This window comes from Desulfuromonas versatilis, assembly GCF_019704135.1.
Taxonomy (GTDB): Bacteria; Desulfobacterota; Desulfuromonadia; order Desulfuromonadales; family NIT-T3; genus Desulfuromonas_A; species Desulfuromonas_A versatilis.
Genome location: NZ_AP024355.1, coordinates 1,889,640 through 1,912,854 on the forward strand (window position 1 = coordinate 1,889,640; position 23,215 = coordinate 1,912,854).

Genomic DNA, 23,215 nt, shown 5'->3' on the forward strand with positions numbered 1-23,215 from the left:
ACTTCGTGTCCTTCGTGGTTGATTGATTTTATTTTAAGCACACCAACAGTACCTTTTTAAAATTCTGCTTGATAAACATGGTCAACTTTAAATTAGATTTTTGAGGCAACACGATTATGACATCTAAAACCCGATGGGCCCTTCTCCTGGTGATCCTCCTGGCCGCCGGCGGCGCGGGGGGGTATTACTACTGGCACAGCATGCTGCACGGGGACCACGCTGAACAAGGGGGCGAGGCGGCCGCCCGCCAGTACACCTGCCCGATGCACCCCTTTATCCTCAAGGACAAGGCCGGCGCCTGCCCGATCTGCGGCATGTCGCTGGTGCCCGTCGGCGGGGCCGGCGCCGCACAGGGCGATCTGAGCCTGCCCGAGGCGGTGCACCTTTCGCCGGCCCAGCTGGTGATGGCCAACGTCGCCACGGCGCCGGTGGAGGAGATCCCCCTGACCCAGGAGGTGCGGGCGGTGGGGATCGTCACTTACGACCAGGCCAAGCAGGGCAAGGTCACCGCCTGGGTGCCCGGGCGCATCGAGCGTCTCTACGTCAACCGGGTCGGCGACACGGTGAGCCGGGGCCGGCCGGTGGCGCTGCTCTACGCCCCGGAGCTGGTTTCGGCCCAGCAGGAATACCTGCTCGCCCTGCGCAGCCGCGACGAACTGAAGCGCTCGCGCATCCCCTCCATCGCCGAAAGCGGCGAGGGGCTGGTCAAAGCCGCCCGCCAGCGCCTCAAGCTCTGGGGGGTGAGCGACAAGCAGCTCGCGGCCCTGGAGCAGGGGGGCGAACCGGCGGTGCAGCTGCCCATCAATACCCCGCTCTCGGGGGTGGTCATCGAGAAGCTGGTGGTGGAGGGGCAGTACGTCGCCGAGGGTGAGGCGCTCTTCAGCGTCGCCGACCTCACCACGGTCTGGGTCGAACTGGCCCTCTACGAGAACGAGTTTCCGGCCGTCGCTGTCGGCCAGGAGGTGGCCATCGCCTCCCAGTCCTACCCCGGCGAAACCTTTGCCGGCAAAGTCACCTACGTCTATCCCTTCCTCGATCCGCAGACCCGCACGGTCAAGGTGCGGGTGGAGATCCCCAACCCCGGCCTGCGCCTCAAGCCCGACATGTACGTCGAGGGGATCTTGCGCAAGGAGCTGGGGACAGGCTACGCGGTGCCGGTGACGGCGGTCATCGACACCGGCCGCCGCAAGGTGGTCTGGGTGCAGGAACAGGAAGGGGTGTTCTCGCCCCGCGACGTCAAGGTCGGCGCGCGGGTGGGCGAAAAGGTGCAGATCCTCGAGGGGGTGGATGATTTTGACATCGTCGCCGTCTCGGGCGGCTACCTGATCGACAGCGAGGCCCAGCTGCGCGGGCCCGGCGGCGGGGCGCATGCCGGGCATGGGGCGGCGGCTGAAGGGGAGCAGGCAAAGCCGGCTGCGGCGCCGACGCCGGCGGGGCATCAGCATTGATTCACCGGTACAGCCTGGAACCCGGAGGCTTTTGAACTCCCCACCCCATCTGACGAAGCCGGAGCGGAGTGGGCGTTTCGGGAAAAAGGCCGGCAAATGTTTGAGCGAAGCGAGTTTTTGCCGGGCCCCGAAACGTCTGCGCAGCGCAGGGAACCCGCCGCAGGCGGGCGAGGAAGTGGGCGCGCTTCTTTGCCTACTTTCTTGCCGCGCAGCAAGAAAGTAGGTCGCCGTCCGGGGGCGAGACCCCGGGAACGAACGTTGGTAAAAGGCACAGCGACGAAACCAGGCAGAACGACCAACAGGGCATCGGATCAACATCCATGATCGAAAAAATAATCGACTATTCGGCCCGCAACCGGGTCATCATCCTGCTCCTCTTCGCCATGGTCTCGGTATGGGGCATCTGGGCCGTGCTGCGCACGCCGGTGGACGCCATCCCCGACCTGTCGGACAACCAGGTCATCGTCTTCACCGAGTACCCGGGGCGCTCGCCCCAGGTGGTGGAGGACCAGGTCACCTACCCCCTGGCGGTCAACCTGCAGGGATTGCCGCAGGTCAAGGCGGTGCGCGCCTCGAGCGCCTTCGGCTTTTCGATGATCTATGTCATCTTCGAGGATGCGGCGGACATTTACTGGGCCCGCACCCGGGTGCTCGAGCGGCTCAACTACGCCGGCTCGTTCCTGCCGGCCGGCGTCACCCCGACCCTCGGCCCCGACGGCACCGGCGTGGGGCACGTCTTCTGGTACACCATCGAGGGGCCGGGCTACGACCTGGAGCAGCTGCGCACTCTGCAGGACTGGTTCGTGCGCTACCAGCTCAACACGGTGCCCGGCGTGGCCGAGGTCGCCTCCATCGGCGGCTATGTCCGCGAGTACCAGGTCGACCTCGACCCGGCGCGGCTCTACGCCTACAACGTCACTGCCGGGCAGGTCATGGAGGCGGTGCGCCGGGCCAACAACGACGTGGGCGGGCGGCTGGTGGAACAGACCGACGCCGAGTACCTGATCCGCGGGCGGGGCTACGTGCGTTCGGTGGCGGACCTGGAGAACATCGTCGTCACAAGCGGCATGAACGGCGTCCCCATCTACGTGCGCAACCTCGGCACGGTGCAGCTCGGGGGCGCGATCCGCCGGGGCCTGCTCGATCTCAACGGCGAAGGGGAGGTAGTCGGCGGCATCGTGGTCATGCGCTACGGCGAGCACGCCCAGGAGGTCATCGACCGGGTCAAGGAGAAGATCGCGGCCCTGGAAAAAGGTCTTCCGCCGGGGGTGAAGATCATCGCCCGCTACGACCGCTCGGATCTCATCGAACGGGCCATCCACACCCTGAAGCGGGCCCTCACCGAAGAGTCGATCGTCGTCTCACTGGTAATCCTGGCCTTCCTGCTGCACTTCCAGAGCGCCCTGGTGGTGGTGCTGACCCTGCCCATCGCGGTGCTGTTCGCCTTCATCACCATGAAGCTGATGGGGGTGACCTCCAACATCATGTCCCTGGGGGGCATCGCCATCGCCATCGGCGTGCTGGTCGACGCCGGCATCATCATGGTCGAGAACGGCTACCGCCACCTCTCGGAACTCGACCCCGAGCAGCGCCGGGCCAACCGCCTCGAGGTGATCATCGCCTCGGCCAAGCAGGTCGGCAGGCCGATCTTCTTCTCCATGGCGATCATCATCCTCTCCTTCGTACCGGTGTTTCTGCTTGAGGGGCAGGAGGGCAAGCTGTTTCACCCGCTGGCCTTCACCAAGACCTTCTCCATGATCGGTTCGGCGGTGCTCGCCATCACCCTGGTGCCGGTGCTGATGTACTACTTTCTGCGCGGCAAGATGCCGCCGGAGAGCGCCAACCCGGTCTCGTCCTTCTGCATCAAGCTCTACTCCCCGGTGATCCGCTGGGTGCTCAGGTGGAAGAAGACCACCATCGCCCTCAACCTGCTGGCGCTGGTGGTCGCGGTGCCGATGTTCGTCTCGCTCGGCAGCGAGTTCATGCCGCCGCTCGACGAGGGCTCGCTGCTCTACATGCCGGTGACCCTGCCGAACATCGCCATCACCGAGGCCAAGCGCATCATCCAGGTGCAGGACGCCATCATCAAGAGCGTCCCCGAGGTCGAGCACGTGCTCGGCAAGGTCGGGCGGGCCGAGACCTCCACCGACCCGGCGCCGGTCTCCATGTTCGAGAGCATCATCATCCTCAAACCCAAGGAGCAGTGGCGCCCGGGGCTCACCAAGGACGACCTGATCGCCGAGCTCGACGGCAAGCTGCAGCAGATCGGGGTGCGCAACGGCTGGACCCAGCCGATCATCAACCGCATCAACATGCTCTCCACCGGGGTGCGCACCGACCTGGGGGTGAAGATCTTCGGCAGCGACCTCGAGGTGCTCAAGGAGCTGGCGGTGCAGGCCGAGGGGATTCTCAAGGCCGTCGACGGGGCGGCCGACGTGGTGGCGGAGCGGGTCACCGGCGGCAACTACGTGGACATCGAGGTCGACCGCCAGGCCGCGGCCCGCTACGGGGCAAGCGTCGGCGAGATCCAGGACGTCATCGAGACCGCCCTGGGCGGCGAGATGCTCACCACCTCGGTGGAGGGGCGCAACCGTTTCCCCATCCGCATCCGCTACCTGCGCGAGCTGCGCGACAACCTGCCCGACCTGCAGCGTATCCTCGTCTCGGGGATGAACGGCGCCCAGGTGCCTCTGGCGCTGGTGACCAGGGTCAGCGTCACCACTGGCGCCCCGGAGATCAACAGCGAGGGGGGGCTGCTGCGCTCCATCGTCTTTCTCAACGTGCGCGGCCGCGACATGGGCGGCTTCGTCACCGAGGCCAAACAGGTGCTGGAGCGCGATCTGCAGCTGCCGGCGGGCTACTACGTCGCCTGGTCGGGGCAGTGGGAGAACCAGATCCGCGCCAAGGAGCGCCTGCAGCTGCTGGTGCCGGCGGGGATGCTGATCATCTTCGTGCTGCTCTACTTCACCTTCCGCTCGGCCCTCGAGGCCTCGATGGTCATGCTCTCGGTCCCCTTCGCCCTGGTCGGCGGCGTCTACCTGGTCTGGCTGCTCGGCTACAACATGTCGGTGGCGGTCTGGGTCGGCTTCATCGCCCTCTACGGGGTGGCGGTGGAGACCGGGGTGGTGATGGTCGTCTACCTGCACGAGGCCCTCGACAAGCGCCTGCTGGCTGGGCCGGTCAGCGAGCAGGACATCTACGCGGCGGCCTACGAGGGGGCGGTGTTGCGCCTTCGGCCAAAATTGATGACCGTGGCGGTGACCCTGATCGGCCTGGTCCCCATCATGTGGTCGACGGGGACCGGTGCCGACGTGATGAAGCCCATCGCCGCCCCGATGATCGGCGGCATGATCTCCTCGACGGTGCACGTACTGATCATGACCCCGGTGATCTTCGTGCTGATGAAGGTGCGCGACCTGAAGAAGGGGCGGCTGCACTATTCGGGGATGAAGCACTGAGAAGGGGCGGTTGACCCCACCCTCACCCTGACCCTCTCCCTGAGGGAGAGGGGACGTTCTCGGTGGTGAGGGCTGGGTATATAAAACGGCAAGAGCCTCCAGGTTTTTAACGCCTGGAGGCTCTTTTGTTCTGCGGGAGTGATGGGGGTTAGAAATCCATGCTCAACTGGGCGGCGAGGCGGGTCTCCTTGGGGATGTCGTCGCCGTCGAACTCCTCGGTTTCGTTGGCGAAGGCGCCGGCCACGTCCAGCCGCACGCCCCAGAGGTTGAAGCCGAGGCCGGCGGTGTAGACCCAGTCGATATCGTCCTCGGCCAGGTTTTTGTAAACCCCGGCCCGCAGGGCGACGGCGCGCAAGGCATCCCACTCGAGGCCGATGGCGACGTTCTGGGTCTTGTAATCCTCGAAGCTGGTCTCGTTCTCGGTAAGGTCGCAATCGACCTCGATGACCAGGGTTTCATGGGGGATCAGGGCGATGCCGGCGGTGACCTGGGGATCGACCTTGACGTCATCGAAGGTGACGCCGTTGACCGTCGGGCCGTCGAATTTCGGCGCATTGAGGTTGCGGGCCACCAGGCCCAGGTTCACCAGGCGGTAGCGGCCCATGATCCCCAGGTCGACGCCCACGTTGTAGGTCTCCTCGTATTCCTCGTCGGTGCTCTTGAGGATATCGCCCGAGTCCTCGTTGAACACCAGCACCTGGTTGCCGTAGACCCGGCCGACCATCAGCTTGAGGTTGCCGCCGATGGCCCAGTGGTCGTTGAGTGCGTAGCCGTAGGAGAGGGGCACCTCGCCAAGGGCGAAGCCGGTGAGCAGGACGGTGGTGGTGTTGTCCTCGATCGCTCCGCCGCCCCCGGCGCTCTGGGCGGAGAGGTCGGCCATCAGGTCGACGAACCCCTGGCTGTTGGCCGTCTTGACGCCCTGGCGCCGGGCCATGAAGTCGAGGCGCTGGATGGCGGTGGCGTCCAGGCCGGTGGCGGCGAGTTGGGCTTGTTGATCGGGGGTGAACAGCAGGGTCTGGAGATCGTTTCCGGTGATGGCGATGGCGTTGATTTCGGCGTTGAAATCGGTGGAGCCGGTCAGGCCAAGGTTGTTGCTGTCGACCTCCAGGACCACGCCGGTGGCCTGGGCAAATCCCCGCCCGCCGATGGCGAAATGGCCGAAGCGAACGCCGAGCCCGGCGTTGACGGTGGCGGTGATGGCGTTGCCCGGCTCGTCGATCCCCTCGAGGCCCTTGACCAGGTCGATCAGGTCGGCCAGGTCCGATTCGTTCTGGACGCTGGCGGAGCTGAGCTGATCGCGGTCGATGTCGGCCAGGTCGTCGAGGAACACGCCGAATTCGTTATGCAGCCGATAGCCGGCGGTGGCGTTGAGGTCGGCCCCCCACTGTTTGCGGCCGATGTTGTTGTTGTCGCAGGCGATCTTGTCCCCGTTGCGATCCCGGCAGTCGAAAAACCCGAAGGCCGCCGGGTTGTAATACTGGGCGGTGGTGTCGCTGGTGGAGGCGACGTTGGCCCCTGCCATTCCCATGGCCCTGGGGCCGACGAAAAAGGTGTCGAGTGCCTGAGCCGTGCTCACGCCGCCGGCCAGTAAACCCGAAGCGGCCAGCACCGCGGCGATTCCCCTCCTGAATGTGGATCTTGAACTTTTCATTCCTGTCTCCTTCTCCTTGGACCGGGGACCGGTCGCCCCCTTAGGCGAGTAATTAATGAGAGGCTCTCTCGCAACATCCATGCCTGGGGTGGTGGATTTTTCTGCCGAAATGGGAAAATTAAAAAATTCCGGCAGGTTGTCGGAATGTAGGCGGTTTGTGGAACTGGTCGCCTAAGGGTTGATCAGGGTTTTTCAGGGGGTTGGGATGACGCAGATTGTCAAATGAACGGCAGGCGAAATCCAGGAAGAGGTTGGAGCGACCTGGATCGCCTTGGAGATTCAAGAGCGTTGGATGAAAAGGTATGGTTCCAGTCGGGATCGCCGATAACCCCTAGTACGAAAAGGCCGGCAGACTGTGCCGGTCAGGGATAGACCCTGGCGAGAAACTCTGCGACGCAAGCGGGTTTCTCGCCGCCGTCTATTTCAACGGTGATGAGGTAGGTGAACTGCACCGCCTCGCCGATCTTTTCCGTCCCCTTGACCAGGGTGTGGGCGCGGATTTTCGAGCCGACCAGCACCGGTGCGGGAAAACGCAGGCGATCGAGGCCGTAATTGACTCTCAGGCGCATGCCGGGATAGCTTTTATCGAAAAAATCCGGGTGGTTGCTCTCCGTGAGATAAGGAAGCAGCGAAAGGGTCAGGTAACCGTGGGCGATGGTGGCCCGGTAGGGCGATTCGGCGGCGGCGCGTTCGGGGTCGGTGTGAATCCACTGCAGATCCCCGGTGACTTCGGCGAACCGGTCGATGCGCTCCTGGGTGATCTCCAGCCAGGGCCCGACGTGAATCTCGCTCCCGATCAGGGGGCGGTAGTGCTCGATGAGACGATCGGCGGCGGACATGGGGGCTCCTTTGTTAAAAGGTCAAAGGCAAGGATTTAAAGGCCAAAGGCAATGGAACGCGGATCAAATCTGAAGAGGCGGGATCAGATCTGATTTAAAGACCACGTCTTTTTCACCACGAAGATACACGAAGGTCACGAAGAAAACCTTGAAGGCAAGAAAATTGATGTTTAAACTTCTCACACCTCACGAGTTCTTGCCCCCATACCGGCCGTAGTGGATCTTCTCCATCTCCAGCGAGCTTTTGGGGTGGCCCTGTTTGAATTCGTCGGGATGGCCGATGCCGATGACCGAGAGGACCCGGTAGCGTTCGGGAAGTCCCAGCAGATTGCGGAGATACTGCTCCGAGTCGAGCTCCTCGTTGTGCTGCCGTTCACGGATCTGGACCCAGCAACTCGCCAGGCCGATGGACTGGGCCGTGAGCTGGATGAGGATCGAGGCGATGGCGCAGTCCTCAACCCAGACGTCGCTGCGCTCCGGGTCGGCGACCACCACTATTGCCAGAGGGGCGCCCTTCAGGAAGTCGGAACCGTGCTGTTTGGCGCGGGCGAGTTGCGCCAGGGTTTCGGGTTCGCTCACCACGACGAACTCCCAGGGGTTGCGACCTCGAGAGGAGGGGGAGCGCAGGGCCGCCTCGATCAACTGATCGATCTGTTGGCGGTCCACCTGTTGGTTGGTAAAACGGCGGGTGCTACGACGTTTCAGGAGCATAGGGAGCATGTTAACCTCTTGCTAGTCGGTTTGAGTGGTCAGGTGCGTTCGGCCCACTGGCTTTGCAGCTGGCAGAGCGCCCGGTCGATCTCGCGGTCGCCGAAAGACAGGGCGATGGCGCCGGGTTGAAAGGCAAGGTCCTGGTCGACCCTGGGTTTTTCCACGCCGATCCCCAGTGAGGCGCACAGCCCTTCGGCAAGGCTGACTGTCGCTGCGAGATTGTAAACCTGCGGGTCGAGGCAGGAAGTGAGGTTGAGATCCCCGACCTGGCTGAATCCGTGGTGATTGCGGGTCGCCTGGACTACCAGCGAAGAGAACCGCCAGTGTTCCAGCAGGGCGGCGCCGAGCTGGTCATGGGTGAAGGAGAACAGGCGCTGCTCTTCGTCGAGATCGTCGGTCTGGGAACGCCCCGGCACTTCTTCAAGCCTGTTGCAGGTTCCCGGATCGAGGCGATGCATGGCCATCTTGCCGACATGGCGCAGCAGGCCGGCGAGGTAGGCCTCCTCGGACTTGGCCGTGCGGCATATCCGGTTGACGATGCCGGCGGCCATGGCGCAGCCCAGGGCGTCATCCCGCAGCCTCCTGCCCGCGCTGGTTGCGTCGGGGCAGAGGCCGTCGAGGAATGAGTCGATCACCAGTTCCCGCACCCTTTCCTCGCCCAATCTGACCAGGGCTTTTTCCAGGCCAAGCTCTTTATCGCTGATCCGGTAGAGTGGAGACCGGGCAATTTGCAGCAGGCGTTCGGCGACCACGGGGTCGGCGGCGATGGTGGAGGCGAGCGCCCGCATCGACAGGGTGGGATTCCCCAGGTGTATGAGGATCCTCGCCGTCGTTCCGGGCTCCAGGGGAAGGGAGCTGAGTTCTCGGATGATCTGCTGAAAGGTTTCCGCCACCTGGTTTCCTCGGTCGATGGGAGAGGGATGTGTGGGTCGCATGGGAACCCGTTGGCTGAGGGGGACGGGCCGGTTGCTTCCGTTTGCGAAAAAGGATAGCATTTTTCTTCCGGTAGCTGTCAATGCTCAGTTGCCCGCAAGGGCAGGTGAAAGGCGTTTTTTTCTGGCGACTGCATTTCCTGCCAGCTCCGGGGGGAGTATGCTATCTTTTGAATCATAAGGTGAATTTTGCTCGAGGAGTCTTTGCTGATGGATCTGAAAGTACCCCTGCAGGATATAGACAAGGCGACCCTGACCCAGGAAAATCCCTGCTCCGACGGCATCTGCCGGGAGCGTCTCTGCGGCAGGATGAAGCGTGAACTTCGCTATTTCCGGTTTCTCGCCGAAGAGGATCTCGATGAGGCCGCCGCCTATTTCGAATGCCGCCAGGTGGAAAACGGCAAAAGCCTGTGGCGCGAAGGGGATGAGGGGGCCTTTGCAGCTTTCGTCATCTCCGGCCGGGTGGAAATCAACAAGTTGACCGAATTCGGCGCCAAGCCGATCGTGGTGGGGATCTACAGCCGGGGGGCGGTGATCGGCGAGCGCTCCCTGCTCGAGGACGGAGGCCGCTCGGAAACGGCGGTGGTGCTGGATCACGCCGACCTGGTCATCCTGACCCGCGCCAGCTTTCAGCGCATGGTGGAGGAGCACCCCGGTCTTGGGGTGAAACTGCTCGAAGGGATGCTGTTGACCGTGTCGCGGCGGCTCCAGCGCAGTTACGAGCGCCTGGCGGCCATCTTCTGACGCTGACCCGCGCGCATCTCTTTTCTTTCCGCTTGCGTAACTTACCCTGGTTCGGCCCGGTCGCCGGCCTCATGTGGCGGTTTCGCCCGGTCGTGGTAGACTTGCACTCCTGAATTCCCCCTACCCACATTCCAAAGGAGATGCCATGAGAAACCGTTTTTACCTGGCTGGCCTGCTTGCGGCCCTGCTGCTCAGCGCCGCCTGCAGCAAGCAGGAGGAGAGCAAGCCCGCCCCGGCCGTGGAAAAGGCCGCACCTGCTCCGGTTGAGGAAAAGGCGGCGGCCGCCGTGAGCGAGGCCAAGGAAGCCGCGGAGGCCGTTGCTGAAAAGGCGGCCCAGGGGGTGGAGCATGCCAAGGAGCAGGCCCACCAGGCATTCAAGGAGGTCCACGAGGCGGCCAAGGAGGCGCACGCCGACGTCAAGACAGCGGCTGGCCAGATGGTGGCAGAGGCCGCTTCCGGCGGGGGCGAGGCCATCTATTCCAAGTCCTGTGCGGCCTGTCACGAGGCGGGGATCGCCGGGGCCCCGAAAACCGGCGACCAGAGTGCCTGGGCCGCTCGCCTCGAAAAGGGGATGGAGGCCCTGGTGAAAAATGCCATCAACGGCTACCAGGGAGAGGCGGGGATGATGCCGGCCAGGGGGGGTAATCCGGCCCTCAGCGACCAGGAGGTCGAGGCGGCGGTTCACTACATGGTGGAGGCCAGCCGCTGAGAAGCCGTTTCTGCTGGGAAAACCGGGCCCGGACGGCCGTTTGGCCATCCGGGCCCTTTTTTGTGGTGCGGGTACTGCCCCTCGGCGTTACAGGGCTGCGGCCAGTTGGTCGAAGAATTCCCGGCGCAGTTCCATCTCCCAACCTGGGAGATCCACGGGGACCCGGGCGGTGGGGTCGTAGTTGGGGACTGCGCTGATTTTGGCGGTGGGAGTGACGCGGTTGCCTCCCGGGGGGGCCTGCTCGAGGTCTACGGAGATGGTGCAGAAGAGCGGCGGGCCGGGCAGGCCGCCGGTCCGGCTCAAACGGTGGATGTCCAGTTGCCTTTCGAAGGTCGTCACCCTCTCTGCGCTTTTCTCCACCGAAAAGCCCATGGACACCAGGGCCTTTCGGCAGGCAGGGACGAGTTTTTCTCTGGGCAGGGAATAGACCAGGGAAGTCGGAGTGGGTTGAAACCGATTTCGGGCTTCTACAGGTTCCGGCCGCAGGTGGGGGCGGAGGGTTTTTTCACAGCCTGTGGCCAGCAAACCGACGGAAACCGCCAGGAGCAGGGAAAGGCTAACCCTCTGATTCATGATTATGCCTCCTGCAGTTGTAGTATCGCCCGGGGAAGAGCGGTAAATAGAAAATGCTAATGTTTAACCAGATAGCATGGCAGCCTCGACAGTCAAGGAAGATCCTCTCGTGTGCCCCCACAAAATAAAAAAGGCAGGCGTGATGAGCGCCTGCCTCCCGGTTGATTCTGCGGGGCAACTTCAGCCGGTTTCCTCGTATTGACAGCCCAGATCCTCGCCGGTGATCAGTCCCGAGCAGTCCTCGCAGACCGGCTTCCCATCGTCTTCGCGAATGAGCAGCTCATCTTCGGGGAAAAGGCTGTTGCATTCGCTGCAGCGTGTCTCCGTCATGATGCCCTCCTTGCTGACTAACTTAGTTGAAATTATAACACAAGCCCCGACCGGTAAAAGGGGGGCGTCAGACAGCCCCGGGCTGGCGTTTTTCGTAGGCGGTGATCAGTGCCTCGCGCAGATCATGAAGTTGGGGGCTGATCGACACCTTGTATCGGTGGGGGTTGACCAGGCGCAGCGAGCCGTTGGGAAGTCTCTTGAGCTGCTCTGCGCAACGGTCGGCCATCTCCTCCAGAGACGGCGCGGGGTGCAGGATGCGCCCCTGCTCCATGACCGTCCGGCGAATCTCCTCCAGGCGTACTCCCGCCGGGACGGTCTTGTGCCTGGCCGGATTGGTGGGATCGTAGACCAGATCGCCTGGGTGCACGGTCTCTTCCGCGCGGCACATGATATCCATCAGAAAGGTGCCCTCGGGGTCGATGACCCGCAGCAACTTCTTGCGGTCGGGGACGGTGCTCTTGGCGATGTCGCTGGTCACTTTGAGCTTGGGCTGGTCGGCGAGGCGCACCAGCTTGTAAACCCCGCCGAGCGCTCCCCCTCCTTCGCCGCTGCAGGTGGCCAGCCGGGTGCCGACGCCGTAGATGTCGATCCGGCCGCCCTCGCTCCGAATCGAACTGATGACATGCTCGTCGAGCTCGTTGGAAGCGACGATTTTCACCCCGGGAAACCCCGCCTCGTCGAACAGGCGCCGGGCCTCCTTGCTGAGGTAGGCCAGGTCCCCCGAATCGAGACGGATGCCGAGCATGTCGTGCCCCTGGTCTTTCAGTTCACGGGCTACGGTGATCGCGTTGGGGATGCCGCTGTTGAGGGTGTCGTAGGTGTCGACCAGCAGCACGCAGCTGTCGGGGAAGCACTCGGCGTAGGCGCGGAAGGCGCTCAGCTCGTCGGGGAAGGCCATGACCCAGCTGTGGGCGTGGGTCCCCCTGACCGGGATGCCGTAGGTTTGGCCGGCCCACAGGTTGCTGGTGCTGCGCACTCCGCCGATGAAAGCGGCGCGCCCGACGCTCAGCCCGCCGTCGGGCCCCTGGGCCCGGCGCAGGCCGAATTCGATGACCGTGCCGTCGCCGGCGGCCACCGACAGGCGCGCGGCCTTGGTGGCCACAAGGGTCTGGAAGTTGACGATGTTGAGCAGGGCGGTCTCAACGTACTGGGCTTCGGCCAGGGTTCCCTCCACGGTAAGCAGCGGGTCCTGACCGAAGACCACGGTCCCCTCGGGAGGGGCGGTGAGCTTGCCGCGGAAGCGGAAACCCTTCAAATAGTCGAGGAAGGCGGGTTTGAACAAGCCCAGGCTTTTCAGGTAGGCCAGTTCATCGGCGGTGAAGCGAAGGTTTTCCAGGTACTCCAGTGCCGGCTGCAGCCCGGCAAAGACGGCGTAGCTCCCCCTGTAGGGGGCTTCGCGGAAAAACAGGTCGAAGACCGCCGGCTGCTCGTGCATCCCTTCGTCGAAATATCCCGCGAGCATGGTCAGCTCGTAGAGGTCGGTCATCAGCGCGGGGTAGTTCATGGCTGCCTCCGGTATTACTTCAGGTGTCTGGCGATCCCTTGCAGACCCTCCAGCGCTCCGCAGGGGATGGCCAGGTGGGGTGCCCCGATCATCGGTTCACGGGGGTTGATGCGGACGACTCGCGAGTTTTTGCGGCTGCCGAGCCGCTCGCTGAGATAGCGGATGGTCGGGATGGCCGTGCCGGCGCCCATTTCGATGACCAGCATGGGGCTGTCGCGGTGCTGGTCGACAAACAGGTCGAAGCGCATCTCCTGGCCGCGGGTGCGGTTGGGCAGCCAAGAGTAATCGCCGAACATGAGGATGTTGGGGCGGGCGATGCCGCCGCAGCGGCGGCATTTGGGCAGCTGGCCGGCGCGCATGGTTTCCAGGTCGACGGGGATCTGCTCGCGGTTGTCCCAGATGTCGTCGCTGCAGGGTTTGAGGCACTGCAGGTGGTGGATCGACCCGTGCACTTCGAGGATCTGGTCTTCGGCATAACCGGCCTTCTGGAACTGGCCGTCGACGTTGGAGGTGACCACGAAGGTTTCCAGCCCGAAGCGATCGGCCCACTCCAGCAGCATCCCGAAGCCTCGATGCGGCACGGTCTGGCGATAGAGGTTGGTGCGGTGCCCGTAGAAACCCCACCCCCAGGCCGGATCGCGCTCGAAATGGGCCGGGTTGGCCGCGTCGATGAAGCTGATGCCCAGCCTTTCGTACATGGGGTAGGCGTTCCAGAACCCCTGGTTGCCGCGAAAATCGGGCAGCCCCGAATCAACCCCCATCCCTGCGCCGCTGGTGATGACCAACGCCCTGGCGCTGCCAAGCGCCTCGGCAGCCCTGGCAAACCGCTCCTCAAGCTCCATCGATCCCATCCTTGGTCATAGGATTGATTATTTGAATTCTACCACGGGAACCCAGGACACTCACCAGTCACCAGTCACCGGCTCATATCCCGACTTTGACCAGCACCGCTTCGAGTATCCGCTGGGCGTCCCTGGGGTCGAGTTCGACCAGAAAGCCCCGCTTGCCGCCGTTGATGTAGATGCGCGGCAGCTCGCAGATGGTCTCCTCCATGTAGACCGGCATGGGTTTGCGGGTGCCGAAGGGGGAAGTGCCGCCCACCAGGTAGCCGGAGTGGCGGTTCGCCGTCTCGGGAGTGCAGGGTTGAACTTTTTTTACCCCAAGAATGCGGGCAAGTTCCTTGGTGGAGACTTCCCGGTCGCCATGCATCAGAACGATCAGCGGGGAATGGTTCTCGTCTTCCATGATCAGGGTCTTGATCACGGCGTGTTCATCGACCCCCAGCTCCCGGGCGGAGACCGCGGTCCCACCCTTCTCTTCATAGCTATAGGGTCGGGGCTCGAAGGTGACCCTTTGCTCGCGAAGCAACCGGATGGCTGGGGTGACGGGGGTTTTATCCTTGGCCATGCCGAGGTACTCCTAAATGCCGGTGAGAATGGAATAGCCGAGCAACGCCAAGCTGATTGCGATGCCGGCCGCCGAGAAGAGGGCCAGGACATTGAACAGCCCGGCCGAGGCACGCTGGCCGCGCACTCCCAGGGGCAGAACCAGCCCGAACGCCGCGCCACCCAGGGCGCCGCCCAGGTGACCGGCATTGTCGGCGCCGACCACCAGGCCGAAGATAAAGGCGAACACGGCCCAGCGGAACATGAAATTGCGGATTTCCAGCCCGGCGGGACCCATGCGGTGATAATAGGCCACCGCAAAGCCGATGAGGCCGAACAGCGATCCCGAGGCACCGACCACGGGGGTCATCGGGTGCCAGAGGTAGCCGAGTCCGGTAGCCGTCAGGGCGGTGAGGGTGTAGAGGACGATAAAGCGCCGCTTGCCGATCTCGGCTTCGATGAGTGGGCCGACCTGGTAGAGTACCACCATGTTGAAGGCGATGTGCATCAGTCCGCCGTGGGTAAAGGCGTAGGTGAGGCAGCGCCACCACTGCTGATGTTCGATGACCAGGGGCCAGAACTGGCCGCCCCAGAACAGCAGCAACTGGGTGGGAGGGTTGAGCATGGCCCGCATGCCCCCGCCGAGGGCCAGCCCGTGCAGGGTCATCAGCAGGAACAGGACGAGGTTGATGCCGATCAGGATCGGGGTGAGCGAGACTGCTCCCGAGCCGGGGACTTTCTCTCCCTTGAACATGGCCTTGAGGTTGCGCTCCCAGCGCATAATCCGCCACTGCCAGCGGGTCCCGTTCATGCCGAGTCCATCGAAAAGGCGTTTCCAGTCCAAAAGCAGATCTCCTTGGAATAGCAACAGGTTGCGGCCACTATCGCAGAAATGGACCGGTTAGGCAAGACTCAGAACGCCGAAAACGAAGGTTGTTGCGGCAGGGGGAGCGCAGGTTATACTGGAGGACAGCGAATTTTTTCATGAGTTTTTCGGCCACGGCCGGCTTAACCCTGTCCAGGAGAAACAATGAAACTTTCCGGCCTGCAGCTCATCGGTTCGCAGGATGATCACGCCGGGGAACAGACCTTCCGGGCCACGGATCCGCAGAACGATATTCCCCTGGAACCCGCATTTTTCGAGGGTACCGGCACCGACGTCGATCGGGCCGTGCGGCTCGCCGAAGGCGATTTCGATCGGCTGCGGGCCATGGGACCGCAGCAGCGGGGGGGCTTTATCGAGGATATTGCCAATCAGATCATGGCCTTGGGGGATGTCCTCGTGCGAAGGGCCTGTGCGGAGACCGCCCTTCCCGTGGGGCGCATCGAGGCGGAACGGGGACGCACCTGCAACCAGCTGCTGCTTTTTGCCCGAATGGTCAGGGAGGGGTCCTGGGTGGATGCGCGTATTGATCGTGCCCAGCCCGGGAGGAGTCCGGCGCCCAAGCCGGACCTGCGGATGATGCAGGTGCCCCTGGGGCCGGTGGCGGTGTTCGGGGCCGGCAACTTTCCCCTGGCGTTTTCGGTGGCGGGCGGCGATACGGCCTCGGCCCTGGCCGCCGGCTGTCCCGTGGTGGTCAAGGGGCACCCCGGGCATCCGGGCACCTCGGAACTGGTGGGGCGGGCCATCCGCCGGGCGGCCTCCCGCTGCGGGGTCCCCGCAGGGGTTTTCTCCCTGGTCCAGGGGCGCGGGTATGAGGTGGGGGAGGCTCTGGTGCGCCACCCGCTGGTCAAGGCGGTGGCCTTTACCGGGTCGTTGAAGGGGGGGCGGGCCCTGTTCGACCTGGCCGCATCCCGTCCGGAGCCGATCCCGGTCTTTGCTGAAATGGGCAGCACCAACCCGGTGTTCATCCTGCCCGGGGCGCTGCGGGAAAGAGGCGCCCAGATCGCCCGCGACCTGGTCGAATCGGTGACCCTGGGGGTCGGCCAATTCTGCACCAATCCCGGACTGGTTTTCGCCATGCAGGGCCCGGGATTGGATGGCTTTGTCCAGGAGGCCGCTGCCTGTATGGCCCCAAAAGGACCGGGGCCCATGCTCGGCCCGGCGCTCAAGGACAACTATCAGCAACGGCTTGCGGCGCTTCTGCGGATCCCCGGCGTCGAACCCGTCGTGCCGGTGCACCTGCAGAGCCATCCGGGCTGCCGGGTCTCGCCGCTGCTGCTAAAAACCGAGGCGCACCGGCTGCTCGCGGAACCGCTTCTGGGGGAAGAATTGTTCGGTCCGGCCTCGATCATCGTCGCCTGCGCCGACCGGGACGAACTGCTGGGTGCGGCCCGCGCCCTCGTCGGACAGCTGACCGCTACCGTGCATGGAACCGACGGGGAGTTGGCGGATTACCGGGAGCTGCTGTTTCTGCTCGAGCGCAAGGCCGGGCGGATCCTGCTTAACGGGTTTCCCACCGGAGTGGAAGTCTGTGATTCGATGGCCCACGGCGGGCCCTATCCGGCGACCACCGATGGCCGCTCAACCTCCGTCGGCTCGGCGGCCATTCGCAGGTTCCTGCGTCCGGTCTGTTACCAGAACTTTGCCCAGCCGCTGCTCCCCGAGGAGCTCCGGGACCGGAACTCCCGGGGAATCTGGCGGCTGCTCGACGGGGTCCGGACCCGGGAAGACGCATGAGGCGTCACGGCGGAGGCAGGATCCTCCGTCTGCAGGCAGGCCGGCGCGCTCCGCGGACCCGGCGCTTGCCGAAGGGAGTTGAGATGTTGAGAAGCTACCTGAGACATGCCCTCATTTTCCCCCTGGCGATAGGGCTTTTATGGGCAGGGGACGTTTGTGCCCAGGACCTAGACGCGCGGATTCGCCATAACCTCGAGAAGGAGCTGGGCGGCGCTTCGCAGATCCCGGTCATGGCATTGGGCGACGCGGCTCTAATGCTGCAGGCGGAACTGGGCGAGTTCTATGCGGAGCGCAGTTTTCAGCCGGTCTGGGTGGCCGAAGGGCGGGAAAAGCAAGCCGCGGTTGCCCTGGTCGATATCCTCCGCGGGGCGGCCGGGGAAGGTCTGTGCCCGGAGGATTATCACCTTGGCTACCTGGAGGATCTGCTGCGCCTGTTCGAGGATTACCGGCGCTACGGCCTGGAGCCTGACCCGGCCTGGCTGGCCCAGTTCGAAATTCTGCTCAGCGACGGGCTTTTCCGCTATGCCTCGCACCTGATTCAGGGCAGGGTCGACCCCGCCGAGGTTCATGACGCCTGGAGGGCCAGTCCCCGCAAGGCCGATCTGGCGAAGCTGTTGCGCTACGCCGTGGACAGCGAGCGGCTGGAAACGGTTCTCGCCGACCTGGTCCCGCCTCATCCTGGCTATCAGCGCCTGAAGAGCGCTTTGAAGGGGTTGCGGAGAATTTCGGCCCTGGGCGGGTGGGCAACCATACCGGCCGGGCCTCTGCTGCGCCCGGGGGGCAGCGATCCCCGCCTGCCCCTGCTGCGGCAGAGGTTGTGGGCCGAGGGCGACCTGGTGCCGCCCATCGACTGGAGTGGCGGGAAATATGGGGAGGAAGCGGGGGATTACCCCCGCCAGGTAGAAGGCCGAGCGGGCTTGATCAACCCTGGCTCTCGGCTGGTCGATGTGGCCAGCACCCGCTACGATTCCGCGACGATTGCGGCCATGCGGCGGTTTCAGCGGCGCCACGGGCTTTCACCCGACGGGGTGCTGGGGCCGAAGACTCTGACCGAACTCAACGTGTCCGTCGAGGAGCGGATCCGGCAGGTCGAGCTGAACCTGGAGCGTTGGCGCTGGTTGCCGAAAAGCCTCGGCAGCCGCTATCTCATGGTCAATGCCGCGGACTTCAGACTGCGGGTGGTTGAGCAGGGCAGCACGGTGCTGACCATGCCCGTGGTGGTGGGCACCGGCTATCGGAAAACGCCGGTCTTCTCGGCGCACATGACCTATCTCGAGTTCGCTCCCTATTGGATAGTGCCGCCGACCATCCTGCGCGAGGACAAGCTGCCGCTCATTCGCTCCAATCCCGACTGGCTGCGCAGGCACAATTACGAAATCGTTCCCTGGGGCGCCGCCGCCGAGCGGACCATCGATCCGGGGGAAATCAACTGGCGAACCGTGCGCGCGGATAGATTTCCCGGAGTCCTGCGCATGCGGCCGGGGCCCTGGAACCCACTGGGGCGGGTGAAGTTCATGTTTCCCAACCGCTATGCGGTCTATCTGCACGACACCCCGGATCGCCACCTGTTCAATCGTAACGTCCGCTCCTTCAGCTCGGGCTGCATCCGCATCGAACGCCCTCTGGATCTGGCCCAATACCTGCTGGAGAACGATGGCTGGGATTGTGAAGCGCTGATCGCCAAGATGCGCGGCAGCCGTCCTTCCAGGGTGGAACTGCAGCGGCCGCTGCCGGTGCATATTCTTTACTGGACCGCCTGGGTGGACGAGGCCGGCGTTTTGAACTTCCGCGAGGACCTCTATCACCGGGACCTGGACCTGGAGCTGGCTTTGTTTGAAGGCGGCACTGCAGCCGGCCCCGCGGGGGAGACCTTGGCGGAAAGGGCGGGCGGCTGATCCCTTCCGCCGGGGCGGAAGGGACTTGCAACGGGAGTCAGAGCAGGTCTTTGAGCCAGCGGAAAGCGACGATGGTGCCGATCGCCGAGCCCAGCGAAGAGAACATGAACACTAGCAGAACACGGGTCATGCGGTTTTTCCACCAGCCTCGCAGGTTGGCCATGTCCTCTCCCATGTTTTCCATGTCGCGCACCGTCGGCGCGGCGATAAAGGCCTGCACCAGGCCGGTGACGAAGCCGGCCCCGATGGTCGGGTTCAGAGAGGTAATGGGCGCGCCGACAAAGGCGGCGACCACGGTCAGTGGATGGCCAAATGCCACGATCGTCCCCAGCGCGGCCAGCAGTCCGTTGGCGAGGATCCAGGCCATGGCGGCCCCGGCGATCCGGTCGCGGTCGCCCATGAAAAAGCCGATGATGAACAGGGCGATGACCACCGCGGGAACGATCCAGGGCACGATCTTGGAGGCGACGGACTTGGGTGGCACCGTGGAGATCTCGGCGATGGTCCGCGGGTCGGTGGGCTCGGTGATCAGCCGGAGAATTCCGGGGAGGTGGGCCGCACCGACCACCGCGACGATCTTTTCGCCTGGAGCGTTGCGGATGTGGTGGGCCATGTACAGGTCGCGCTCGTCCACCAGGATGGTCTTCACCGAGGGGAGCATCTGGCCCATTTCTTCCAGCATGGCCGAGAGGGTGTCGCTCTGGCGGAGACGGGCCAGTTCGGCTTCGTCCAGCTCATGGGACTCGAACATGCTGGCCACCAAGGTGGAGACCAGCTGCATTTTCTTCCAGAACCCGGTCTTTCGCCAGGCCCGCAACAACGTGGTGCGAATATTGCGGTCCACCAGCTCCACCTGGATTCCCCGCTCCTGGGCCGCATCGGCCGCCGCGGCCAACTCGGCTCCCGGCTTTACCCCGGTGCTCAGCCCCATCCGCTTCTGAAAGGCGGCCAAGGCCAGGTTGGCCAGCAGAAACGGTGCCTGCCCCTGGCGGATGACCTGGATCAGGTTGAGGGATTCCCAGCGGTTTTTGTTCTTGAGGGCGTCGTAGCGCTGCTGGTCCAGTTCGACACAGACCGTATCGGGGGCTTCCTCTTCGATGGTGCTGAGAACCGTGTCGACCGAAGCCTGGGAAATGTGTGCCGTGCCCACCAGGATGATTTCCTTCTGGCCGACGGTAATGCGCTGAATATCGGAAGTAGCCTGTTCGCTCATTGAATGGATCACTTCTTTCTTGGGGTTGACTTGCAGGAAGGCATCTTAGCATAACCCGACTTCCGGAGAGTAGGTCTTTTGTCCTCCCGGGGGGCGCCGGACGGGTCGCTATGTTATAATTTCCCCAGGAACGGTTGGAAAAGGAGGAGCGGATATGGAACATCGAGAATATTGGGACGCCTGTCAGCGAACCGAACACAAGGACATGCCGGCGCGGTTGCGCAACATGAAAACCGGAGAAGTGGGAATGGTTATCCAGTGCACCGGGGTCGACCGGCCGGATGCGTTCCTGGTGAAAGTCGGCAGCGAGGTGACGAGCTGGTCGCCTGAAGATGTTGAAGAAGTCAAGGGCGAGGCTTGACGTCGCCTCCACGGAAAGGGGGCATTATGAAAAAGGAACGTTTCAGATTTATCTGCTCGGAAGCGGAAGAGGGGCGGGACGCGTTTGTTGCCCATTCGCCCAGTTCCGAAGAAGGGCGTGTTCTTAACTGCTCGATGGATCACGTCGTGGTGAAAACCAGCGAAGGGAAAAACCGCTGCTGGGATTTTCATGAGTGCAACGAACTGAGCAGAACCAAGGAAGAATTCCCCTGGCGTTGATCTTGCGCCTTTCCAGAAATGGCCCGGTAACGATCGCTATGATCGTACCGGGTTTTTTTGTGCCGGCAGACAAAAAAAGGCGCCTTTGACAAGACGCCTTTCAGGGTGAGTCTCTCCACGCCTGCCGTGGGTCATGGGGCCTCCAAGCGAGTCCCAATGAGGTGGGATCTCTTGTAGGCGTATCAGGCGTCCCACTCGGGGTGGGCTGGCTCACAACGCCTCTGAAGAAATCCCGATTATACAATTATTCCGCTAGGGCGTTCTGACCGCACCTGCAGGGCAGAGAGACAACATTTGCAGCCAGTATATGAAAATCCCAAAGGGGTTACAAGGGGAAATTTCGGATACCCGCTCAACCGCAGATACCGATGAGCTTGACCTTTTCCCAACGTACTTCGCAGGGCAGCGAACAGCAATAGGAGTCCCGGCCGTTGAGTCGGCGCCGGATCATTTTGTGCTTCTTTGATTTCTCTCCACAACAGGCACAACGCACTTGGTCCATCAGTGATCCTCCGGTTTGAAATTTGAAACGACTCATGTTCGTTTGGGAAATTTACCAGGATTCAAGGGCGATGCAAGCGGGCGACCATGGCTTGGTGCGAAAATAATAGGCAAGGCCTGTTAAAAGATGGGCAAAAATTATCCTGGTTTTGAACGAAAACCTTGAGTTGACAGACTTTTTCCGGCTGGCATGGCTTGTGCCTTAACAGACAGGGTTCAAGTCCGCAAGGGGATGGGAAATGAAGGATCGCGGCATCGGCCAATCGGATAGGATTATCAAGGCTCTGGTCGACATCGGGCAGCAGCTTGCTTCAACCATCGATCTCGAAGAGCTTCTCAACCGGATTCTGCAGATATCCCGGGAGGTGTTCTGTTTCGAGAATGCGATCATCCGCCTTGTCGACGAGAACTCTGCCAGGCTTCTGCCCGCTGCGTCCTATGGGTATACCGAGGAGGCGGTGGACAAGAGGATCGTGGTCGGCCAGGGGATCATGGGGAAGGTGGCTCAGACCGGGCAGCCCATCTTGGTTGTCGACCTCGCGCAGAGCCCCGATTATGTGCCGGGTATCCAGGGGGCGCGCAGCGAACTCGCCGTGCCTCTTGTCGCCAGGGACCGGGTGATAGGGGTCTTCAATGTCGAGAGTCCCAGGCCCCATGCCTTTGTTGCCGAGGACATCGCGCCGTTGATGACCATGGCCGGGCAGGCGGCGATCGCCATTGAGAATGCCCGCCTGTACCAGAATCTGCGGGCGGTATCCAGCCGATTCCAGGAGCTCAGCCAGTTCAACAGCCGCATCCTGAAAAGCGCCAACCTGGGTATCTATACCGTGGATGCCCAGCTCCAGGTGACCTCCTGGAACCGCAAGATGGAAGAGATGAGCGGCGTCGGCGAAGATCAGGTTCTGGGCAAGGATCTGCTGGAGCTGTTCCCGGTTCTGGTCGAGGAAGGATTCGACGAGCGTCTGCTCCGGGTCCTGGAACGCGGGGAACCTGAAAAACTCAGGCTTGCCCACCGCAACCTCAGGGGAGAGCTGCGTTTTCAGAAACGGCGCATCGCGCCGCTCAAGGATGGCGAAACGACCACCGGCGCAGTGGTCATCGTCGAGGACATCACCGAGTTCAAGACCCTCATGGACCAGACCATCCAGTCGGAAAAGCTGGCCGAGGTTGGGCGCCTTTCGGCCGGAATTGCCCACGAGGTCAACAACCCCCTCGCGGTCATCTCCTACGCTGCCCAACTGCTGCTGCGTGAAGAGCAAATGCCGCCGTTTCAAAAAGAGCTGGCCGAGCGTATCGAGAGCGAGGTGGAAAGGCTCAAGACCCTGACCGGCAGTCTGCTGTCCTTCTCCAGGGCAAAAGAGACCCGCAAGCGGGAAACGGAACTCAACGAAGTGCTCAAGGACGTGCTGCGGCTACTGCGTTACGAGCTAAATAAAAATTCGATTCAGCTGGTCGAATGCTATGGCGATTTGCCCGATATTCAGGCTGATCCCAACAAGTTGAAGCAGGTGTTCATCAACCTGGTTATGAACGCCACCCACGCCATGAAAGGGGGGGGCATCCTCAAGGTGTCGTCCCTTTGCATCAACGGACAGGAAGTGGAGGTGTCCATCAAGGACAACGGCACGGGTATCCCGGAGGATGTTCTCGAGCATATTTTCGACCCCTTCTTTTCCACCAAGAGCGAAGCGGAGGGGACGGGGCTGGGATTGTACATCTGCCGCAATATCATCCTGGAGCACGAGGGACGGATCGCCATCGATTCGGTGCCTGGGGAAGGCACCACTTTCAGGATCGTGCTCCCTACCGGGTGAGTGCCTGCAGAACGGTCATGGGGGGAGATGGGGTGCTTAAAAAAGCAGCATGTCCCTCGGATTAGTTTGATCAAGGTTAGGAAAACACTAGTAAGATCCATTTGGCACGCAATGTGCTAAGTTTCATTGCCAGTAACCGGGCAATCTCCCTGAACTGATTTTCCGGGGGGCTTTCGGGTACTTGGCAACAAACATACCGACCCGAGGGACAACGAGGTTCCTCTCTGATAGTCGTGAACCGGGCAAGGGCGCCCTTTCTTCCGCGAGACGGGAGAGGGGCGCCTTTTT

The 23,215-nt window shown here is 62.9% G+C and carries 20 protein-coding genes and 1 other RNA gene; 9 read left to right on the top strand and 12 right to left on the bottom strand.

All coding sequences use genetic code 11. The annotated features are described in order from the left end of the window. The first annotated feature begins 116 nt into the window (after positions 1 to 116). Both DESUT3_RS08305 and DESUT3_RS08310 read left to right on the top strand, forming a co-directional pair. Entirely contained in the window at positions 117 to 1,448 is a 1,332-nt protein-coding gene (locus tag DESUT3_RS08305) for an efflux RND transporter periplasmic adaptor subunit (protein WP_221252016.1), read from the top strand. Between the two features lie 320 nt (positions 1,449 to 1,768). Further along, entirely contained in the window at positions 1,769 to 4,906 is a 3,138-nt protein-coding gene (locus DESUT3_RS08310) for an efflux RND transporter permease subunit (protein WP_221252017.1), read from the top strand. A 148-nt stretch (positions 4,907 to 5,054) separates the two neighbouring features. Here DESUT3_RS08310 and traF read toward each other — a convergent pair whose 3' ends face one another. The 4 genes from traF to DESUT3_RS08330 all read right to left on the bottom strand — a co-directional run bounded on the left by traF (position 5,055) and on the right by DESUT3_RS08330 (position 9,000). After that, on the bottom strand, positions 5,055 to 6,557 hold the full coding sequence (gene traF, locus DESUT3_RS08315; protein WP_221252018.1) for a conjugal transfer protein TraF: 1,503 nt from the start codon (positions 6,555 to 6,557) through the stop codon (positions 5,055 to 5,057). A 362-nt stretch (positions 6,558 to 6,919) separates the two neighbouring features. Beyond that, positions 6,920 to 7,396, bottom strand: coding sequence for a MaoC family dehydratase (locus tag DESUT3_RS08320; RefSeq protein ID WP_221252019.1), 477 nt, complete (start codon positions 7,394 to 7,396; stop codon positions 6,920 to 6,922). 186 nt (positions 7,397 to 7,582) lie between these two features. Continuing rightward, complete coding sequence (locus DESUT3_RS08325) at positions 7,583 to 8,116, bottom strand: nitroreductase family protein (protein WP_221252020.1); 534 nt, start codon at positions 8,114 to 8,116, stop codon at positions 7,583 to 7,585. 29 nt (positions 8,117 to 8,145) lie between these two features. Continuing rightward, entirely contained in the window at positions 8,146 to 9,000 is an 855-nt protein-coding gene (locus tag DESUT3_RS08330; RefSeq protein WP_221252021.1) for an HDOD domain-containing protein, read from the bottom strand. Between the two features lie 249 nt (positions 9,001 to 9,249). Between DESUT3_RS08330 and DESUT3_RS08335 the strand changes: the two genes are divergently transcribed. Next, a complete protein-coding gene (locus DESUT3_RS08335; protein ID WP_221252022.1) occupies positions 9,250 to 9,783 on the top strand; it encodes a Crp/Fnr family transcriptional regulator in 534 nt (177 codons plus the stop codon). A gap of 145 nt (positions 9,784 to 9,928) precedes the next feature. Then, positions 9,929 to 10,492: a c-type cytochrome gene (locus DESUT3_RS08340; RefSeq protein WP_221252023.1), complete on the top strand. Its 564-nt coding sequence runs from the start codon at positions 9,929 to 9,931 to the stop codon at positions 10,490 to 10,492. Between the two features lie 87 nt (positions 10,493 to 10,579). Here the strand turns inward: DESUT3_RS08340 and DESUT3_RS08345 are convergent, their stop codons facing one another. The 6 genes from DESUT3_RS08345 to DESUT3_RS08370 all read right to left on the bottom strand — a co-directional run bounded on the left by DESUT3_RS08345 (position 10,580) and on the right by DESUT3_RS08370 (position 15,128). After that, the gene (locus DESUT3_RS08345) at positions 10,580 to 11,065 is read right to left on the bottom strand and encodes a hypothetical protein (protein WP_221252024.1); all 486 of its coding nucleotides are present in this window, start codon (positions 11,063 to 11,065) and stop codon (positions 10,580 to 10,582) included. Positions 11,066 to 11,245: 180 nt separating this feature from the next. Continuing rightward, positions 11,246 to 11,395, bottom strand: coding sequence for a hypothetical protein (locus DESUT3_RS08350; RefSeq protein WP_221252025.1), 150 nt, complete (start codon positions 11,393 to 11,395; stop codon positions 11,246 to 11,248). A gap of 67 nt (positions 11,396 to 11,462) precedes the next feature. After that, entirely contained in the window at positions 11,463 to 12,899 is a 1,437-nt protein-coding gene (locus DESUT3_RS08355) for a nicotinate phosphoribosyltransferase (RefSeq protein WP_221252026.1), read from the bottom strand. A gap of 14 nt (positions 12,900 to 12,913) precedes the next feature. Further along, positions 12,914 to 13,741, bottom strand: coding sequence for an SIR2 family NAD-dependent protein deacylase (locus DESUT3_RS08360; protein WP_221252027.1), 828 nt, complete (start codon positions 13,739 to 13,741; stop codon positions 12,914 to 12,916). An 82-nt stretch (positions 13,742 to 13,823) separates the two neighbouring features. Then, complete coding sequence (ybaK, locus tag DESUT3_RS08365) at positions 13,824 to 14,306, bottom strand: Cys-tRNA(Pro) deacylase (protein ID WP_221252028.1); 483 nt, start codon at positions 14,304 to 14,306, stop codon at positions 13,824 to 13,826. 12 nt (positions 14,307 to 14,318) lie between these two features. Next, positions 14,319 to 15,128, bottom strand: coding sequence for a rhomboid family intramembrane serine protease (locus DESUT3_RS08370; protein WP_225911657.1), 810 nt, complete (start codon positions 15,126 to 15,128; stop codon positions 14,319 to 14,321). A 186-nt stretch (positions 15,129 to 15,314) separates the two neighbouring features. Between DESUT3_RS08370 and DESUT3_RS08375 the strand changes: the two genes are divergently transcribed. Both DESUT3_RS08375 and DESUT3_RS08380 read left to right on the top strand, forming a co-directional pair. Next, positions 15,315 to 16,904 (top strand): aldehyde dehydrogenase (NADP(+)), encoded by a 1,590-nt coding sequence (locus DESUT3_RS08375; protein ID WP_221252029.1) that lies wholly within the window; start codon positions 15,315 to 15,317, stop codon positions 16,902 to 16,904. 83 nt (positions 16,905 to 16,987) lie between these two features. After that, a complete protein-coding gene (locus tag DESUT3_RS08380) occupies positions 16,988 to 18,799 on the top strand; it encodes a L,D-transpeptidase family protein (RefSeq protein WP_221252030.1) in 1,812 nt (603 codons plus the stop codon). 37 nt (positions 18,800 to 18,836) lie between these two features. On the opposite strand, the gene DESUT3_RS08385 is transcribed toward DESUT3_RS08380, so the two are convergent. Then, positions 18,837 to 20,012, bottom strand: coding sequence for a TraB/GumN family protein (locus DESUT3_RS08385; protein ID WP_221252031.1), 1,176 nt, complete (start codon positions 20,010 to 20,012; stop codon positions 18,837 to 18,839). Between the two features lie 154 nt (positions 20,013 to 20,166). On the opposite strand from DESUT3_RS08385, the gene DESUT3_RS08390 reads away from it, so the two are divergent. Both DESUT3_RS08390 and DESUT3_RS08395 read left to right on the top strand, forming a co-directional pair. Beyond that, entirely contained in the window at positions 20,167 to 20,373 is a 207-nt protein-coding gene (locus tag DESUT3_RS08390; protein WP_221252032.1) for a hypothetical protein, read from the top strand. 26 nt (positions 20,374 to 20,399) lie between these two features. Further along, on the top strand, positions 20,400 to 20,612 hold the full coding sequence (locus DESUT3_RS08395) for a hypothetical protein (RefSeq protein WP_221252033.1): 213 nt from the start codon (positions 20,400 to 20,402) through the stop codon (positions 20,610 to 20,612). A 108-nt stretch (positions 20,613 to 20,720) separates the two neighbouring features. On the opposite strand, the gene ssrS is transcribed toward DESUT3_RS08395, so the two are convergent. Next, positions 20,721 to 20,901, bottom strand: a non-coding RNA gene (gene ssrS / locus DESUT3_RS08400) — 6S RNA. A 451-nt stretch (positions 20,902 to 21,352) separates the two neighbouring features. On the opposite strand from ssrS, the gene DESUT3_RS08405 reads away from it, so the two are divergent. Then, on the top strand, positions 21,353 to 22,927 hold the full coding sequence (locus tag DESUT3_RS08405; protein ID WP_221252034.1) for an ATP-binding protein: 1,575 nt from the start codon (positions 21,353 to 21,355) through the stop codon (positions 22,925 to 22,927). Positions 22,928 to 23,215 lie beyond the last annotated feature (288 nt).

Coding starts and splice junctions, on each gene's coding strand:
- DESUT3_RS08305 (WP_221252016.1), top strand. CDS start 117: ATGACATCTAAAACCCGATGGGCCCTTCTCCTGGTGATCCTCCTGGCC.
- DESUT3_RS08310 (WP_221252017.1), top strand. CDS start 1,769: ATGATCGAAAAAATAATCGACTATTCGGCCCGCAACCGGGTCATCATC.
- traF (WP_221252018.1), bottom strand. CDS start 6,557: ATGAAAAGTTCAAGATCCACATTCAGGAGGGGAATCGCCGCGGTGCTG.
- DESUT3_RS08320 (WP_221252019.1), bottom strand. CDS start 7,396: ATGTCCGCCGCCGATCGTCTCATCGAGCACTACCGCCCCCTGATCGGG.
- DESUT3_RS08325 (WP_221252020.1), bottom strand. CDS start 8,116: ATGCTCCCTATGCTCCTGAAACGTCGTAGCACCCGCCGTTTTACCAAC.
- DESUT3_RS08335 (WP_221252022.1), top strand. CDS start 9,250: ATGGATCTGAAAGTACCCCTGCAGGATATAGACAAGGCGACCCTGACC.
- DESUT3_RS08340 (WP_221252023.1), top strand. CDS start 9,929: ATGAGAAACCGTTTTTACCTGGCTGGCCTGCTTGCGGCCCTGCTGCTC.
- DESUT3_RS08345 (WP_221252024.1), bottom strand. CDS start 11,065: ATGAATCAGAGGGTTAGCCTTTCCCTGCTCCTGGCGGTTTCCGTCGGT.
- DESUT3_RS08350 (WP_221252025.1), bottom strand. CDS start 11,395: ATGACGGAGACACGCTGCAGCGAATGCAACAGCCTTTTCCCCGAAGAT.
- DESUT3_RS08355 (WP_221252026.1), bottom strand. CDS start 12,899: ATGAACTACCCCGCGCTGATGACCGACCTCTACGAGCTGACCATGCTC.
- DESUT3_RS08360 (WP_221252027.1), bottom strand. CDS start 13,741: ATGGAGCTTGAGGAGCGGTTTGCCAGGGCTGCCGAGGCGCTTGGCAGC.
- ybaK (WP_221252028.1), bottom strand. CDS start 14,306: ATGGCCAAGGATAAAACCCCCGTCACCCCAGCCATCCGGTTGCTTCGC.
- DESUT3_RS08375 (WP_221252029.1), top strand. CDS start 15,315: ATGAAACTTTCCGGCCTGCAGCTCATCGGTTCGCAGGATGATCACGCC.
- DESUT3_RS08380 (WP_221252030.1), top strand. CDS start 16,988: ATGTTGAGAAGCTACCTGAGACATGCCCTCATTTTCCCCCTGGCGATA.
- DESUT3_RS08385 (WP_221252031.1), bottom strand. CDS start 20,012: ATGAGCGAACAGGCTACTTCCGATATTCAGCGCATTACCGTCGGCCAG.
- DESUT3_RS08390 (WP_221252032.1), top strand. CDS start 20,167: ATGGAACATCGAGAATATTGGGACGCCTGTCAGCGAACCGAACACAAG.
- DESUT3_RS08395 (WP_221252033.1), top strand. CDS start 20,400: ATGAAAAAGGAACGTTTCAGATTTATCTGCTCGGAAGCGGAAGAGGGG.
- DESUT3_RS08405 (WP_221252034.1), top strand. CDS start 21,353: ATGAAGGATCGCGGCATCGGCCAATCGGATAGGATTATCAAGGCTCTG.